This is a genomic window from Marinobacter sp. EhC06, from assembly GCF_001650915.1.
Taxonomy (GTDB): Bacteria; Pseudomonadota; Gammaproteobacteria; order Pseudomonadales; family Oleiphilaceae; genus Marinobacter.
Window position 1 is genome coordinate 45,263 of sequence record NZ_LXYO01000023.1, and the last position, 15,108, is coordinate 60,370.

Below are 15,108 nucleotides of genomic sequence, written 5' to 3' on the forward strand. Positions count from 1 at the left end.
AGAACCCGCATTGATGGAGAACCCGATGTCTGAGTCCGGCACAAAGTCACTTCGCAAACCCCTGCGATTCTGGGGCTGGGGCTATGCGAATGAGGATCTGCACCCCGAAGAACACGCCATGATCGAGACCGTTACGAAAATGTTCGTGCCGGAAGGCGTGGTGGAGATTGAACCACCCAAGGTTGAAGACTTTGACCTCCCGGCATCCCGGTTGCCCGCCATTCCCGAGCATCTCTCAGACATCATCTCCACAACGCCCTACGATCGCCTGGTGCATAGCTACGGAAAATCCTACGCCGATATGGCCAGAATGCTCATGCGGGAAGTGCCCAACCCGCCCGATGCCGTTGCCTTTCCCAGGACGGAAGACGATATCCAGCAGCTGTTCCGCTATGCGTCCGAAAACAACATTGCACTCATTCCGTTTGGTGGCGGCACCAGTGTCTGTGGCGGCGTGGAGCCCGATGTTGGCGACACCTACCAGGCGACGATCAGTGTCGACATGGAGAACCTGAACCAGATTCTGGAGATTGATCCTGTCAGTCGTCGCGCACGGATCCAGGCCGGCATCAAAGGCCCGGATCTTGAGCAGCAGCTAAAACAGCACGGTTTGACGCTGCGCCATTACCCGCAGAGTTTTCCGTTCGTGAGTCTGGGCGGCATGCTGGCAACCCGCGCTGGTGGCCATTTTGCGACCGTATACACGCACATCGAAGACATGGTGGAAGCAACCCGGCTGGTCACGCCAAAAGGCATCATCGAGACCCGCGCTTTGCCCGGCTCGGGCGCGGGACCCTCGGCAGACCGCATGATCTGTGGCTCAGAAGGTACGCTGGGGATCATTACCGAAGCCACGATGCGGTTATAGCATCGCCCCGAATGGCGGGCCACTGCATCCGTGGGTTTTGATCACTTCATGAACGGTGTCGATGCTGTCAGACAGATTGCGCAATCGGGTTTATTCCCGTCGAATTGCCGTCTACTGGATGAGGCCGAAGTGGTGATCAACAGGATCGCTGACAAACCCTGCGCCATTCTGGTTCTCGGTTTCGAATCCGCTGATCATTCGCAAGACCAGAAAATCGAGCGGGCCGTCGCCATTGCCGAAGAACATGGCGGTGTTCTGCAAAAGGATGGCATTACCTATAACCCGGATCATTCAGAACAAGGGTCCAGCGAAGCCGAATCCTGGAGAAATGCCTTCATTCGAATGCCCTACTGGCGCAATCGATTAACCGCCATGGGCATGATTGCCGACACCTTCGAAACCGCGATCACCTGGGACAAGTTCCCTAGCCTTTACAGAGCGGTAAAATCAGCCATGGAGTCCGCGCTTCGCGAGATCACACAACGGCCTTTTTCATTTTCCTGCCGCTTTACCCACGTCTACCCGGACGGGCCGGCGCCCTATTTCACGTTTTATTGCGTGGGCGACACGACCGGAGATCTGGGCAAGGCCCTGGAAAAGTGGAAAAAGCTCAAGCGCATCTCGATGGAAGTGCTGGCTGAGCAGGGTGCGACCGTTACTCACCACCACGCGGTCGGCCGGGATCACCGTTATGGCTATGAACAGCAGACGTCACCGCTGTTTCGTCAAACTCTGGCGGCGGGCAAACACTTCCTGGATCCACAGGGTATTCTTAATCCCGGAGCCCTGATTGACCCGCGGGAAAAAAGCGTTGGCATTCGGGGTGTGTTATCCGATTCGGACAATGCTCTCAGTCCTGATGGGCACCGCTAACCCTTCCCCGCACCCAGGCTGCCCGGAAAGTCTCCGAAGCAACCCCGGCCAGGACCCCGAAAAACGGATCAGCCCAGAAGGTGACAAGCGCCGTTATGCCAATCACAGGCCAGCAGGAAGGCTTGGCAGTCCAGAGGCGCCTGGTCAGGCCAAGCTCGACAGCCGCCACCATTAGCAGGGCACCGAGACCGGCGGCAGGAACGGCGGCGATGAACGACAGGCCGCCGGGCACGAATGCGATCAGGAGTAAACCGGTGCCCAACAGAACCGGCGCCAGGCCAGTCCTGGCGCCGAAGCGGTAATGAGCCGCCACACCGCCCGCGCCGTGGCACATGGGCAGCGCACCGAACGGCACCAGGAAGAGGTTGGCGAGGCCGGTTGTCACCGACAGACGTGCTGGCGAGACGCGACGCGACTGCTCGCCGAAGTAGTCACCAACCACCAGGGTGGTCAGGACGATGGCGTTGGTAATGGTCAGCGCCAATTGCGGCAATACCAGCACCGAAAAACCCTGCTGCCACTCATCCATGGTTGGCAACTCAGGCATCGAGAAGATTGCCGAGCCAGCAGCGGGTAGGGGCAGCCCTGGCGCGCCAATCAGAACGCCCAGGGCCATGGCCACGGCAAGGCCCAACAATGCCGCCGGCCAGCTCGGGAAAAGTTTCAGGGTAACCACCAGCACCGCCAGCGTGACAACGCCCAGCGGCAGAGACGTAGCCATCAGCCCCAGGCTCATGCCGGCCAAGAGCAAACCAAGCCCGAGTTGCAACCCGCTTAACACGGAGCCCGGCACCAGGCGTGCCGCCCGGTTGATCCATCCGGTTGAACCCAGAAGCAAGAGAATGGCACCGATCAGAACGCCACTGGCAATAAGGCTCTGGGCACTGACCTGGGTGGTAAGCAGGAGCGCGGCCACCGCTTTCATGGGCTGCACAGGTACCGGCAGACGGTAATACAGCCCGGTCGCAATATAGAAGACGGCAAAACCCAGCAGCACCGGCACCGGAGCAAGTCCGGCCACGCCAATGGCCCCGAGACTCAGCGGCAACAGGGTACCGATATCCCCCAGCGCGCCACTGACCTCATGGCTGAGTTTTTTCCCGATCGAACCCTTGATCCCGGTTGAACCCATGTGGGCTCCTGCCTGAAAGGTCTGCTTATTGTTGTCGTTCAAGCGTTATAAATAACTTTACCAAGCTCACTTATATCATACCCCCCCAACGCCTGTGCACGCTGAATAAAACGCTCGCAACGGGCGAACTCCAGCAATCGCTGCATGGCAGGCTCGAAGTAGTGGCGCCTGCGCATGGCCAGGTCAAAGTGCTCCTGCTGCAGGGGGATGAATGCCAGGCCCTGACGCCGGGCAGCCGCTTCAATACCCACTCCCACATCCGCCTCCCCCTGACGAATGGCCAGGGCCAGATCGTCCTCACTGAGCGAGGGATGCGCGGCCCAGGTAAGCCGACTGGCCTCTATACGATGGCGGGCAAGCAAACCCTGCAGCAGATGACTGACGCCGGCATCGGGCTGGCGGTGGGCGAGACGTAGGCCAGGTCGGGCGATATCCTCAAGCCGCGTCAGTCCGTGAGGGTTGCCTGTCGCCAGTAGGAGTCCCTGCTGGCGCTTTGCCCAGCGAATCAGCACCAGGTCTCTCATGCCGATCAAACCCAGGGTGTCCGGGTCGTTGTAACGCTCACTCTCCGCGTGCCAGATATGCATGCCAGCGACCATCGCGCGCCCGTCGACCAGGCGCTGAACCCCATCGCCGCTACCCTGGCACAAGGTAGCAAGCTCGGCGTTGCTCTCCTTGACCGCCCAATCCAGCAGGGGATCCTGACTGCCCACCAGCACCTGCGGGGTTGGAGCACTGATCGCATCGTCACCTTCCAGGTGGTTCATCAACCACAAATCAATACGCTGGCGTGGGAACAATAGCTTTCCCGTTACCCTTACACAGGGAATAACACCCTGGCTGACCAGATCGTAGACCTTTCGTTCTTTCAGGCGCAGATACTCAGCAGCCTCGGCCGTGGTGAGGTAAGCGGGAAGGGGCATGAGCATCTCCGGATGGGTCAGGCAAAGCACCAGACTGTTTCTGACTGCATTATTTTCAGAAGGCTGTGCAAAGCGTAGTCAAAAACGCCACGATGCTCAACATTAAGGAGACGCAGCTGTGGAAGAAAATGCGTTTTACGTGGCGCTGTCGCTACTAGTGAACCTCGACGCTTCGCTGTACCAGATTGTGGTGCTTTCACTGCAGGTCTCGCTATTGGCGGTCGTGATAGCGGCGATCTTGGGGTTCCCCCTGGGTGCGGCAGTGGCGTTATGGCAATTCCCCGGGCGCGGCGGCGTGATTGTTGCGCTTAATGCCTTGATGGGACTGCCTCCGGTTGTGGCCGGGCTCGGCGTTTACCTGCTGCTATCGCGGGCCGGACCTCTTGGTGAACTGGGACTTCTGTTTACGCCCAGCGCCATGGTGGTTGCGCAGGTGATACTGGTATTGCCCATTCTCGCCGCGCTCTCGCGGCAGAAAGTGGAGGAGTTACTGGGCGAGTACCGGGAACAGTTTGTCTCGCTGGGCATGTCAAGGGCGCGCATGATGCCCACCCTGTTGTGGGACGCCCGCTTTGCCTTGCTGACCGTTCTGCTCGCAGGGTTCGGCCGGGCCAGCGCAGAGGTGGGCGCCGTCATGATGGTAGGCGGCAATATTGACGGCGTAACCCGGGTCATGACCACCGCCATTGTGCTGGAGACAAGCAAAGGGGCCCTGCCCCTGGCGTTGGGCCTGGGCATTGTCCTCCTGACGCTTGTCATGGTGATCAATGCCACAGCCTACATCTTGAGTGAAACGGCTAAAAGGCGCATGGGATGACTTCTTTGAACGTGCCCGTTAACGATCCGCTTGAGCTCAGTGCACCGCCGTCGCTGCATTTTGAGAGCGTCGAATTCAACCCTTTCGGCCACCGGCTCTTTGGCCCCTGCTCATTTACACTTGACGGCCCAGGCCCCACGCTTGTTATGGGGCCCAATGGCGCGGGCAAGAGTCTGATGCTGCGCCTGGCACATGGCCTGCTCGCAGCAACTGCAGGGACTGTGAGCTGGTCAGGCCGCGGAGCGCCCCGCCAGGCCATGGTTTTCCAGACACCGGTTCTCTTGCGCCGCTCCGCGCTGGCCAACCTCACGCACGCGCTGGCAGTCAATAATATCCCACGCAAACTCCGCACACAGCTGGCCCGGGAAGCCCTGGCGCGATTCGGTCTGGCTGCCAGTGCCGATACGCCCGCCCGGGTGCTATCGGGTGGCGAGAAACAGCGCCTGGCACTGGCCCGGGCCTGGGCCCTCTCACCCGCGGTACTGTTTCTGGATGAGCCCACCTCCGCACTGGATCCGGCCGCCATAAAAGAAGTGGAAGCCGCCGTTCAGGAATTCCACGAAAGGGGCACCCGCATCGTAATGACAACCCACGATGTGCATCAGGCCCGGCGCCTTGCCGGGGATGTGCTGTTCCTCGCCGGTGGCAAAGTGCAGGAGCACACGCCTGCGGACATCTTTTTCAGCGCCCCTGTCTCGCGCCAGGCCCAAGCCTTCATTAGCGGTGAACTCGTCATCTGATCCACCACCACAGAAACTACCGAAGCGTCGCTTCATTGATGAATGAGATACGAAAAGGAGAAAACAAGATGAAAAAAAACCTGAATCTGGTTCTGGCAGCGGTCACCACCATGGGTCTGACGTTCAGTGCCCATGCCGAAGACTACATTACGCTGGCTTCAACGACTTCAACCGAGAACTCCGGCCTGTTCGACTCAATCCTGCCAAAATTTGAGGATGCCACTGGCATCGAAGTGCGCGTTGTCGCCGTTGGTACCGGCCAGGCGTTTGAAATCGCCCGCCGTGGTGATGCTGATAGCCTTCTGGTACACGACACCACCGGCGAAAAACGTTTTGTCGAAAACGGCTACGCTACCGAGCGCGCCGATGTCATGTACAACGATTTTGTATTAATTGGTCCTGCCGATGATCCAGCCAGCATAAGTGAAGCTAAAACCGCTGCGGAAGCGCTCTCGGCCATTGCCGAGTCAGAGGCGCCGTTTGCCTCTCGTGGCGACGACAGTGGCACCAACCGCGCCGAGCTGCGCCTGTGGGAAAGCGCTGGTGTTGAGCCGGGCGGAAGCTGGTATCGGGAACTGGGCAGCGGCATGGGCCCAACCCTCAACACCGCCGCCGCCATGGATGCCTACGTAATGTCAGACCGCGCCACCTGGGTGGCCTTCGAAAACCGCCAGAACCTGAAACTACTCTTCGAAGGCGACAAGGTGCTGTTCAACCAGTACGGCAGCCTGCTGCTGTCCGAAGAGAAGCACCCACACCTGAAGCACGACATGGCTGCGAAATGGCACAACTGGCTGCTCTCGGAAGATGGCCAACAGGCGATTGCCGACTTCAAGGTGGATGGGCAGCAGCTGTTTTTCCCCAACGCGCAGTAGGCTTGGAGGGCTAAGAGTTACTGCCCCCCCTTCTATACTCTGACCAGACTCAACCCCGGCATCGCCGGGGTTTTTTATTGGCTGACAGCCAGCTGTTTTTCCCGAATGCCAAATAGGCTAATCTCTGGCAATCTCCGTAGATATTCCATCCCGCGGCATTCATGAAACGGCTATATCAAAAATGACGATTGATCCCATACTTCCCGATCCCAAGGATCCCCGGCTTTCACGGCCGGTAGAGGGTGTTGACGAAAACGGCGAGGCCAAATCGATCAGCGTGATCGAGGAACGCCCCCTGACCATTTACCTGAACAGCCAGGAGATCGTCACGGCCATGACCATTGGCGATCACCCGGAGTATCTGGCCCTCGGCTTCCTGCTAAACCAGGGCATGCTGAAAGAGAGCGACCAGGTCACGGGGATCGATTTCGACGAGGAGCTTGAGGTCGCGGTGGTTCGCACGTCGGGGGTTACCGATGTCGAGGACAAGTTGGAAAAGAAAACCCGTACTTCCGGCTGCGCCGTGGGCACGGTTTTCGGCGACATGATGGCGGGCCTTGAAGGGCTGTCGCTACCGGACACCCCGGTACACACCAGCAGCTTTTACGATCTCTCCTATCAGATCAACCACACGCCCAGCCTGTACATGGAAACCGGCGCCATTCATGGCACCGCGCTTTGCCAGGGCCAGACAATCCTTGCCTACATGGAAGATGTTGGAAGGCACAACGCGGTCGATAAAATTGCTGGCTGGATGCACCTGAACAACATTTCTGCAGCCGACAAGGTCCTGTACACGACCGGACGACTGACTTCGGAAATGGTGATCAAGACATCGCTGATGGGCATTCCCACACTGATCAGCCGTTCCGGCTTTACTGCCTGGGGCGTCGATATTGCCCGGCAAGTCGGATTGACCCTGATCGGCCGGATGCGAGGCAAGAAATTCACCTGCCTGAGCGGCCAACACCGACTGGTGTTCGATCAGGACTTGTCGCAGGTACCCGATGAAGACAAGAAGCTGCGTCGCAAGGGCGCTCAACATGATTGACGGAGGCACTGCATGACCCAATGTGCAGTCATCCTGGCGGGCGGCCAGGCAAACCGGATGGGCGGCGGCGACAAGGGCCGGCTCATGCTCGGCGACCAGTCTCTGATCGAACGGGTGATTGAGCGGATCACGCCTCAGGTCGACGCCGTGGTATTGAACGCCAACGGCGATTTAAGCCGGTTTGACGATCTGGGTTTGCCGGTGGTCGCGGACTCCATCGAGGACTTTCCCGGCCCGCTGGCCGGTGTTCTCGCGGGCATGGACTGGGCTGCCGAGCATGGCCACGACTGGCTGATCAGCGTTGCCGCTGATACCCCGTCCTTTCCCCGGGATCTGGCCGCACGACTAGCCGAGCATGACACCCCGGTGGTGCTGGCGGCCACACCGGACCCCGAACGGGGCCGACTGCCTCAACCGACCTTCGGCCGCTGGCAGGTCGCTTTACGGCATGAGTTGCGCGCCGCTTTGAACGATGGGGTTCGCAAGATCCGCCAGTGGACGCAGGCCCAGGGCGAAACCCTGGTGATTTTCGACGAAGGCGATTTTTTCAATATCAATACGCCAGACGATCTGGCCTGGGCGGAGCAGCACCTGAAGTGAACGTTATCGGCATCGTAGGTTGGAAAAACTCCGGAAAGACCACACTGGCCGCGGCCCTGATTCGCGAGCTCTCCAGCCGGGGGTTAACGGTCAATTCAATCAAGCACGCCCATCACATGGTGGATGTGGATCAACCCGGAACTGACAGCTACAAGCATCGTGATGCCGGGGCCCGGGAAGTCATCCTGGCTGGCGGTCAGCGCTTCGCGATCATGCATGAACTCCGGGGAGCAGCGGAACCGACGCTGGATGATTTGCTGGCGCGGCTGAGCCCCTGCGATTGGGTGGTGGTGGAAGGATTCAAGACCCACACCCACGCCAAGATCGAGGTGCACCGCCGGGAGGGTTCCCGGTCACCGCTGTTCACCGAGGACCCCAGCATTGTTGCCGTGGCGTCGGACTACGCTGCCGAGTTCTCGGGCCCCGTTTTCGATATAAACGATATCCCCGCCATCGCTGATTTTATTCTCAACCGCCAGCAACCCTGAACAGCATCACCAGGAGCCAAAGATCCATGAAACCGCTTCGCAACGACTGCTTTGCCCTGCCCCCCGGCGTCAACTGGACCCCGGTTGAAGAGGCCCTTGAGCGTTTGCGTTCACGGTTACATCCTGTGGTGGAGATTGAGCGCGCCGTTCCACTCTCCCAGGTAAACGGCCGCATCCTGGCAAATGATGTCCATGCGCCCCGGGCTCATCCCCCAAGCAACAATTCCGCCGTCGACGGCTATGCCCTGGCCGGACCGGTGACAGACGTGCCCTGCACCCTACCACTGGTCGATGGCCGCAGTGCCGCCGGTGAGCCGTACAAGGGCCAGGTGCCCGAAGGCTACGCGATCCGGATTCTGACCGGAGCGGTCATTCCAGCCGGCACGGATACCGTGGTGCTGGAGGAAGACTGCGACGTCGCGGATGGCCAGCTGCATTTGAACGGCACGCTGAAAGCAGGCGCCAATGCCCGCAAAGCCGGTGAAGACATAAAGGTACAGGACAAGATCCTCACAGCCGGAACCCGCCTGAGCCCGACCCAGATTTCCGTGCTTGCCAGCGTGGGCGTGGAATCCGTCGACGTCTATCAACGATTGCGAGTTGGTGTGCTGTCCACTGGTGATGAGGTAAAACCGGTCGGCGCAACGGTTACCGACTGGCAGATCTACGACGCCAACCGGCCGATGCTCAGCGCCCTGATCTCGCAACTGGGCTACGAGCTCGTCGATCTCGGCCATGTGCTGGACCGGGCCGAAGAGGTGAAAGCGGCGCTTGAGCGGGGCGCGGAACACTGCGACCTGATCCTGACCAGCGGCGGTGTATCTGCCGGCGACGAAGATCACGTATCGAAAACCCTGAAAGCCCACGGCGACATCAGCAACTGGCGCATTGCCATCAAGCCGGGCCGGCCTCTTGCCCTCGCCATGTTCCAGGGGACGCCGGTAGTCGGCCTGCCGGGCAACCCCGTGGCCGCCTGGGTTTGCGCTCTTCGATTTGGCACCCCGGCCATGGCATTACTGGCGGGCGGAGAATGGTTCGAGCCACAGGCTTATGCGATGCCGGCCAACTTTTCGAAGAACAAAAAGCCCGGACGCAGTGAGATGCTGCGGGCACGAGTCCGGGATGGTCAGGTTGAGGTATTCGGTTCCGAAGGCTCCGGCCGGGTGACCGGTCTGGCCTGGTCCGAGGGACTGGTGGAACTGGATGAGAGCGCCCGACAAATAGAGCCGGGCACCCCAGTGCGGTTTATTCCCTACGGCAGCTTCGGGCTGTAATCAGTCAACGCTGCCGTGTACCGCAAAGGCTTCCAGTGAAGCATCCTGAGGGCCCCGGGAACGGTAGGTTTCCTCGACACCCAGCTCGGTCAGGGTGCGGCTGACCATCAGCAGGGTGTTGTCCTCGAAGTCTTCACACATGCTGCGCATCTGGTCGATTTCTTCACAGGCAACCGGATAGGCCGCATCGATATCGGGCGCGCCGTAATGGTCAACAAACGTCTGCGCGAGGGTACGGCGCACATGCTCGAGTTCCGGTTCGGTGATGTTGCATACCCCCACGAAGCTGGCGCGCCCGCCTGATTCAATGCTGTACCAGCCGTTACTGAATGCCTGGCGGGCTTTGCCTTTCAAGTCTGCCTCGGTCCAGTTAGAGAACTCGAAGCCACCGGATATGGCCCACTCACCGCTGGGTGCAGGCTTTTCAAATACGTTTTCGTCCGATATGTCCAGTTGCAGGGTTCGGGCCAGCTTCATACGTGCTCCGCGAATTCGATCAAACTCAGTGTCTCGGTCATGACATCCTGACGCAACAGCATCCGGCCTTTTTCATCCAGACCAACAAAAATGCCGGGCCGGGGCCGTTCGATTGTCTTGCCCAGGGTGTCGCATCTCGGCCTCCATTCGTTGTGCACCCGTTCGAAACCACTGTCCATAAAGTAGGTCAGCCACAGCAGCGTGTGCTTGGACCAGCTTTCCAACAGGGCCATGGGCGTGATTTCAACGCAGCCTTCCTCGTACAGACAGGTTTCGTTTGGATTTTCTCCCGGCTCGTCGGTCATCGGGATAAAGGGCACATCAACGCCAATGACCAACCAGTTGGGATAGGCCTTGGGGTCAGAAACATCCGCGGCGAAACGGACACTGCCGCACAGCGCACCGTTGACCTTGATTCGGTCGGGCCATACAAAATGTACGGGGACTTCAGGCGGGGCCAGAGCACCAAGGCTCTCGGCCAGACCTATCTGGGCAACATAGACCGCCTGAATGGCCTCTTCCAGGGGTGTTTCCGGCGCCAGCACCAGGGCCGCACGCAGGCTGTCGCCTTGCTCGGAGTAGAACACCGTGCCGGAATCGACACCCGCAATTGCCCGGCTCACAGCCTTGTCAAAAGGGTCGGTGTGCCTGGGCACCACCTCCCCGGTCAGTAACGGTGGGAACTGGGGTGACTCGATCATTGGATAGCCCGGGCGTAGACGTCAGAGGCAACAATTTCATCGGCGATGCGCTGGAAAGCCTGCGCCTGAGGACTGTCAGGCTTCGAGACGACGATGGGAACACCGCCATCCGATCCCACCCGGATATCGAGATCCAACGGAATCTCTCCCAGGAAGGGCGAACCGAGTTTCTCGGCCTCTGCCCGCGCGCCACCGTGTCCGAAGGGATGGTGCTCTTTGCCGCAGCCATCGCAGATAAACGAGGCCATGTTTTCGATCAGCCCAAACAGCGGCACGTCCATGCGCTTGAACATATCAATGCCCTTGCGGGCATCCATCAGGGCAATGTCCTGAGGCGTCGAGACGATCACCGCGCCCGCAACGAAGAACTTCTGACTCAGGGTCATCTGGACATCACCGGTGCCCGGCGGCAGATCCACCAGCAGCACATCCAGCCTTCCCCATTCCACCTGGTTCATCATCTGTTGCAGCGCGCCCATCAGCATAGGCCCGCGCCAGACAATGGCTTCGTCATCCGGGGCCATCAGGCCCAGAGACATCAGCGTTACACCGTGGTTTCTCAGCGGCAAGATGGTGCTGCCATCCGGACTGGACGGCCGGCCGGAAACCCCCAGCATGCGGGGCTGGCTCGGGCCGTAGACGTCGGCATCCAATAGGCCGACCTTGAGACCTTTCGAGGCCAGGGCAACGGCCAGGTTGGACGACACAGTGGACTTGCCAACGCCACCCTTGCCCGAGGCGATGGCGATGATCCGATCAACGCCCCTGGGGTTCTTGTCCTGAGGCCGCGGAGCGTCAGTTCCAATCAGATTCGGCTTTTTTCCTACTTCGGTGTACTCAACCATGGTGTGTCCTGTTGTTTTTAGCTGTCCAGATAATCATCACTGGTGCGGACGCGGGGGCGTTCACCGCCCGCCAGGGGTGCGGTATCCCCGTGGAACTGGGCTTTAACCCGACAGTCGTCACACATCTTGATCAGCTGCACGTTATCAGAGTTCTTGTACATCCAGTGCTGGTTTTCCAGTTTCTCGACGATCCGGTTGATAGTGCTGGCAACGCCGAACGGAGTTCCGCACTTAATGCATTCGAACGGCTCTTCTCCATGCAATGCCCGGGCACTGAGCGCCGCCTTGGATACATCGAGCTGGGGCTTCAGGTTGATGGCGGTCTCCGGGCAGGTACTCTCGCAGATGCCACACTGGACACAGGCGTTTTCCGTGAACTGGACCTCCGGGCGATCCGGATGGTCACCAAGCGCACCCGTCGGGCATAGTGATACACAGGCAAGACAAAGGGTGCATTTATCGGAATCAATTTCGATGGCACCGTAAGGCGCGCCGACGGGCAGCGGAATCGGCTCTTCGATCTTCTCCGACATAGCAGCCACCGTCACCCGGGTGATATCCCGGCGGCCACCAACCAGCAAGACCGGGTCGCTCACTCGACCGGCATTGTCGCCGGCATCGCAAAGCTCGATGGCGGAGATGACCCGCACCCGGCTCGGTGAGTTGTGGGTACCTTTGAGCATGGCCTGGGCCACCTCAACTTCCGCAGTCACCGCACGGCGATCCAGCTCGTTGTCCGCAAGGATCAGTACCTCGGCGTAGCCGGCGCCGAACGCCGCCATGATTTCCGCGTGGCCGATCCGGTCTACATGCTCCAGCCCCATCGGGATCAAATCATCGGCAAGGCCATTATCGTACCTGGCCAGGTTGGCAATGGCATCGTTACCCGCACCCAGAGTGTGGAACACCAGGCGTGGAGATTCGTGGGTATGCTCACGATAGACCTTTGCCATCACTTCCGCGACCTTGGTCAGCGCCTCGAATGGCGTCTCATTCATGGTCACCGCAGAGGTGGGACAGACGGCGGCACAGGAGCCACAGCCGGCGCAAATGTCCGAATCAATCTGAATATGGTCGCCAAAGGAAAAAATGGCTTCCGTCGGGCAGACATCCAGGCAGCGGGTACACCCGGGTTTGTTCGCCCGGGAGTGCGCACAAAGGGACTCTTCCAGTCGGAAATACACAGTTTTCTCGAACTCACCGACCATTTCCCGGGCCGTCAGGGCAATCCGCTCCAGCTCACCGGATTTTTCCGGGTCGGCCCAGAAGTAGCCGTTGCGCTTCTCGTGGCTGGGAAACGCCGGGGCGCCGCCACGAAGATCGATAAATACATCGCACTCACTGCGGGCGGTGGGCTTGGCTGCTTCATAACCCAGTTCACCGCGCCCAGCCGGATGCAGGGGTTGCAGGTGGGCAAACTCCAGCTTGAAGTTGCCGAGTGCGCCGTAGGCGCCCGTCAGCTGGCCTTTGGCCACGTCGTAAGCGGGGGATGGCAGCTGGATGGGGCCGGCATCGTTAACAATACAGGTAACACCCAGCTCGTCCTGCACCAGCTCGGCCATCCGGATCGCCTTCTCGGTGGGACCAACAATGCAGCACACGCCGCTGGACTGAATGGTTTTTGCAGGTGCCATTGGCGCCGGCAATTGGGCGGCGGCGATCAGCGCCGCCTGCTTCGCATGCAGGCGCTCGGGCTTTGCATCGGGCGCACTCCAACCGGCGCGATCCCGGATATCAATGGTATGCAATGGCGCGGAATGCTGGATCTCAGCGTAAACGTCCTCCGCGAGCCGCTCGAACAAGGCCGCCTGCTGGCCACAGGCAATAAGCACGTCGTTACTGGCGCCCAAATGCTCGGCGGCAATGCTCATTTCGCTGCCGCACAGCTGATCTACTGCGATCACCTGCTCTGCGCCAGCCGCTTTCTGAAGCGCCTCGGGATTGAAAGACTGTGATTTGTCACAGCTACATAACAGTAGGGTCTTGTATGCCGTCATCAGGAGTTTGACTCTTTCGTTGTTTTTTTACGTATACGTTTCCGTATCGCTTTTCGAGCATGCCACAGGCATTATCTTTTGGACAATTGGATAATCATTTGTGCCCTGCTAGTTTTACGCTATAACAAAAAAAGAGAAGCACCATGAGTAGTCGTACAGAACAGTGGAAACGCGAATTGAGGGTCGGCGCTGTCGTTCGCCGTTCTCCGGGCGTCACTCGCTGGGTAAAAGAAATCTGGAAGCCCGTTGCCGTTATACCGGGTGCACCTGATGCATTCTGGAAAGAACTGGTGCGCGAGGAAAACGTCGTCGATTACCACGCCGGCACCGTTACGATGGAGCTTTTCCGGGCCGATGTCGAAGGCTACCTGGTCTCGCTGAACATGGCCGTTCCATCCATCTGGATCATCATGGACAGAGATGTAACGAGCCAGTCTCCCTCCGGATGGGTCCTCAGCACCATCACTGCCAGCGCCCATGAGGCACTGGACGCCCTGGATAGCGGCGAAAGCATTGTCGAGGCGGTTCCCATTCCCGAGTCGATGGCGGCCTGGATCAAAGAGTTTATCGACATGCACTACATCGAGGAGCCGTTCAAGAAACGCCGCCGAGACGAGGTTCGTGTTGATGGCGCCGAGGATGCCAAGGGCGACCCTCGCATTCGCCAGGAAAGCGACGTTTACCGTGCTCCTGCGAACATCAAAAAGCCGAGAATTCAGTAATGGCCGAATCAAGACTCCAGCGCTGGGCGCGCAAAAAAGCCGAAGCCGGTAAGCGGCCAGAACCATCCCCGCCTCCGGTTGTCGAGTCCGAACCGACACCGGAAGAGCAAGAGCTCGCAATCAACGAGCAACTACCTGAACAGGAGTTGCTCGAGAAATACGGTCTTCCGGATCCCGAAGCCATCGAACTGGGCACGGACATCACCGGCTTCATGCGGAAGGAAATCCCGGAGTTCCTCCGCCGAAAGGCCCTCAGGGGCCTGTGGAAATCCAACCCGGTGCTTGCGGTTCTCGATGGCCTCAATGATTACGATGAGGACTACACACTGGCCTCGACAGCCGGCCAGGCAGTGACAACTTTGTACAAGGTTGGAGAGGGACTCGTCGACAAAGCCAAAAAGGCCGCTGACGTTGTGGAAGACCAATCGGGCAAGCAGGCGATCTCTTCGTTGGCAGATCCTGACTCGAAAACTGTTGAGGAACCGGAGCCCGAGGACAGCCCTGAGCTGGAGAACGGCCCCGAGCTGGCGGAGAAGGCGACACCGACGGAACCTCCCGAGCAACAGCTTGCACAAGAAGAAACCAGCCAGTTGGAAGAGGAACCGGAACCTCGGTTCCGTCCTCGAATGCGTTTTGACTATTAGCAGAATGCATTTCAGCTATTAGCAAATTAAAGGCCGGTCGGGCCACTATTCTGAGTTATGTACTAGACTAGTGTGACAGAC

16 protein-coding genes and 1 pseudogene are annotated in these 15,108 nt (G+C 59.4%); 11 read left to right on the forward strand and 6 right to left on the reverse strand.

The window, feature by feature from the left end:
* Positions 1 to 25: 25 nt before the first annotated feature.
* Positions 26 to 868, forward strand: coding sequence for an FAD-binding oxidoreductase (locus A8B84_RS21715; RefSeq protein ID WP_201257884.1), 843 nt, complete (start codon positions 26 to 28; stop codon positions 866 to 868).
* 15 nt (positions 869 to 883) lie between these two features.
* Positions 884 to 1,741 (forward strand): annotated as a pseudogene (locus A8B84_RS21720) (FAD-linked oxidase C-terminal domain-containing protein); the annotation flags it as partial.
* Here the strand turns inward: A8B84_RS21720 and A8B84_RS10180 are convergent.
* Entirely contained in the window at positions 1,719 to 2,873 is a 1,155-nt protein-coding gene (locus A8B84_RS10180) for a putative sulfate/molybdate transporter (RefSeq protein ID WP_064229087.1), read from the reverse strand. The pseudogene A8B84_RS21720 and the gene A8B84_RS10180 overlap by 23 nt on opposite strands.
* Before the next feature lie 38 nt (positions 2,874 to 2,911).
* Complete coding sequence (locus tag A8B84_RS10185; RefSeq protein WP_064229088.1) at positions 2,912 to 3,796, reverse strand: helix-turn-helix transcriptional regulator; 885 nt, start codon at positions 3,794 to 3,796, stop codon at positions 2,912 to 2,914.
* Positions 3,797 to 3,914: 118 nt separating this feature from the next.
* Here A8B84_RS10185 and A8B84_RS10190 point away from each other — a divergent pair, with 118 nt between their 5' ends.
* The 7 genes from A8B84_RS10190 to glp all read left to right on the forward strand — a co-directional run bounded on the left by A8B84_RS10190 (position 3,915) and on the right by glp (position 9,641).
* Complete coding sequence (locus A8B84_RS10190; protein WP_064229089.1) at positions 3,915 to 4,613, forward strand: ABC transporter permease; 699 nt, start codon at positions 3,915 to 3,917, stop codon at positions 4,611 to 4,613.
* Entirely contained in the window at positions 4,610 to 5,353 is a 744-nt protein-coding gene (locus A8B84_RS10195) for an ATP-binding cassette domain-containing protein (RefSeq protein WP_064229090.1), read from the forward strand. Before A8B84_RS10190 ends, A8B84_RS10195 begins: the two co-directional genes overlap by 4 nt.
* A 68-nt stretch (positions 5,354 to 5,421) precedes the next feature.
* Positions 5,422 to 6,228: a substrate-binding domain-containing protein gene (locus A8B84_RS10200; RefSeq protein WP_064229091.1), complete on the forward strand. Its 807-nt coding sequence runs from the start codon at positions 5,422 to 5,424 to the stop codon at positions 6,226 to 6,228.
* Between the two features lie 181 nt (positions 6,229 to 6,409).
* Positions 6,410 to 7,279 (forward strand): formate dehydrogenase accessory sulfurtransferase FdhD, encoded by an 870-nt coding sequence (locus tag A8B84_RS10205; RefSeq protein WP_064229092.1) that lies wholly within the window; start codon positions 6,410 to 6,412, stop codon positions 7,277 to 7,279.
* A 12-nt stretch (positions 7,280 to 7,291) separates the two neighbouring features.
* Positions 7,292 to 7,879 carry a molybdenum cofactor guanylyltransferase MobA gene (gene mobA, locus A8B84_RS10210; RefSeq protein ID WP_064229093.1) on the forward strand — a complete coding sequence of 196 codons (588 nt, stop codon included), beginning with the start codon at positions 7,292 to 7,294 and terminating at the stop codon, positions 7,877 to 7,879.
* Positions 7,876 to 8,367, forward strand: a complete 492-nt coding sequence (gene mobB, locus A8B84_RS10215; RefSeq protein ID WP_064229094.1) for a molybdopterin-guanine dinucleotide biosynthesis protein B — start codon at positions 7,876 to 7,878, stop codon at positions 8,365 to 8,367. Before mobA ends, mobB begins: the two co-directional genes overlap by 4 nt.
* A 26-nt stretch (positions 8,368 to 8,393) precedes the next feature.
* On the forward strand, positions 8,394 to 9,641 hold the full coding sequence (gene glp / locus A8B84_RS10220; protein ID WP_064229095.1) for a gephyrin-like molybdotransferase Glp: 1,248 nt from the start codon (positions 8,394 to 8,396) through the stop codon (positions 9,639 to 9,641).
* Here the strand turns inward: glp and A8B84_RS10225 are convergent, their stop codons facing one another.
* Genes A8B84_RS10225 through A8B84_RS10240 form a run of 4 tightly spaced genes read right to left on the reverse strand, consistent with a single transcriptional unit; the run spans position 9,642 to position 13,661 of the window.
* Positions 9,642 to 10,118 (reverse strand): DUF6505 family protein, encoded by a 477-nt coding sequence (locus A8B84_RS10225; RefSeq protein WP_064229096.1) that lies wholly within the window; start codon positions 10,116 to 10,118, stop codon positions 9,642 to 9,644.
* A complete protein-coding gene (locus A8B84_RS10230; protein WP_064229097.1) occupies positions 10,115 to 10,819 on the reverse strand; it encodes a biotin/lipoate--protein ligase family protein in 705 nt (234 codons plus the stop codon). The genes A8B84_RS10225 and A8B84_RS10230 overlap by 4 nt, the downstream gene beginning before the upstream one ends.
* A complete protein-coding gene (locus tag A8B84_RS10235) occupies positions 10,816 to 11,664 on the reverse strand; it encodes an Mrp/NBP35 family ATP-binding protein (protein WP_082905141.1) in 849 nt (282 codons plus the stop codon). The genes A8B84_RS10230 and A8B84_RS10235 overlap by 4 nt, the downstream gene beginning before the upstream one ends.
* 17 nt (positions 11,665 to 11,681) lie before the next feature.
* Positions 11,682 to 13,661: a 4Fe-4S binding protein gene (locus tag A8B84_RS10240; RefSeq protein WP_064229098.1), complete on the reverse strand. Its 1,980-nt coding sequence runs from the start codon at positions 13,659 to 13,661 to the stop codon at positions 11,682 to 11,684.
* 143 nt (positions 13,662 to 13,804) lie between these two features.
* Here A8B84_RS10240 and A8B84_RS10245 point away from each other — a divergent pair, with 143 nt between their 5' ends.
* On the forward strand, positions 13,805 to 14,383 hold the full coding sequence (locus A8B84_RS10245) for a DUF3305 domain-containing protein (protein ID WP_064229099.1): 579 nt from the start codon (positions 13,805 to 13,807) through the stop codon (positions 14,381 to 14,383).
* Positions 14,383 to 15,027, forward strand: coding sequence for a DUF3306 domain-containing protein (locus A8B84_RS10250; RefSeq protein WP_064229100.1), 645 nt, complete (start codon positions 14,383 to 14,385; stop codon positions 15,025 to 15,027). Before A8B84_RS10245 ends, A8B84_RS10250 begins: the two co-directional genes overlap by 1 nt.
* Positions 15,028 to 15,108 lie beyond the last annotated feature (81 nt).

Excerpts from the sequence above, each read along its gene's own strand:
- A8B84_RS21715 (WP_201257884.1), top strand. The coding sequence starts at position 26 with ATGTCTGAGTCCGGCACAAAGTCACTTCGCAAACCCCTGCGATTCTGG.
- A8B84_RS10180 (WP_064229087.1), bottom strand. The coding sequence starts at position 2,873 with ATGGGTTCAACCGGGATCAAGGGTTCGATCGGGAAAAAACTCAGCCAT.
- A8B84_RS10185 (WP_064229088.1), bottom strand. The coding sequence starts at position 3,796 with ATGCCCCTTCCCGCTTACCTCACCACGGCCGAGGCTGCTGAGTATCTG.
- A8B84_RS10195 (WP_064229090.1), top strand. The coding sequence starts at position 4,610 with ATGACTTCTTTGAACGTGCCCGTTAACGATCCGCTTGAGCTCAGTGCA.
- A8B84_RS10200 (WP_064229091.1), top strand. The coding sequence starts at position 5,422 with ATGAAAAAAAACCTGAATCTGGTTCTGGCAGCGGTCACCACCATGGGT.
- A8B84_RS10205 (WP_064229092.1), top strand. The coding sequence starts at position 6,410 with ATGACGATTGATCCCATACTTCCCGATCCCAAGGATCCCCGGCTTTCA.
- mobA (WP_064229093.1), top strand. The coding sequence starts at position 7,292 with ATGACCCAATGTGCAGTCATCCTGGCGGGCGGCCAGGCAAACCGGATG.
- glp (WP_064229095.1), top strand. The coding sequence starts at position 8,394 with ATGAAACCGCTTCGCAACGACTGCTTTGCCCTGCCCCCCGGCGTCAAC.
- A8B84_RS10225 (WP_064229096.1), bottom strand. The coding sequence starts at position 10,118 with ATGAAGCTGGCCCGAACCCTGCAACTGGACATATCGGACGAAAACGTA.
- A8B84_RS10230 (WP_064229097.1), bottom strand. The coding sequence starts at position 10,819 with ATGATCGAGTCACCCCAGTTCCCACCGTTACTGACCGGGGAGGTGGTG.
- A8B84_RS10235 (WP_082905141.1), bottom strand. The coding sequence starts at position 11,664 with ATGGTTGAGTACACCGAAGTAGGAAAAAAGCCGAATCTGATTGGAACT.
- A8B84_RS10240 (WP_064229098.1), bottom strand. The coding sequence starts at position 13,661 with ATGACGGCATACAAGACCCTACTGTTATGTAGCTGTGACAAATCACAG.
- A8B84_RS10245 (WP_064229099.1), top strand. The coding sequence starts at position 13,805 with ATGAGTAGTCGTACAGAACAGTGGAAACGCGAATTGAGGGTCGGCGCT.
- A8B84_RS10250 (WP_064229100.1), top strand. The coding sequence starts at position 14,383 with ATGGCCGAATCAAGACTCCAGCGCTGGGCGCGCAAAAAAGCCGAAGCC.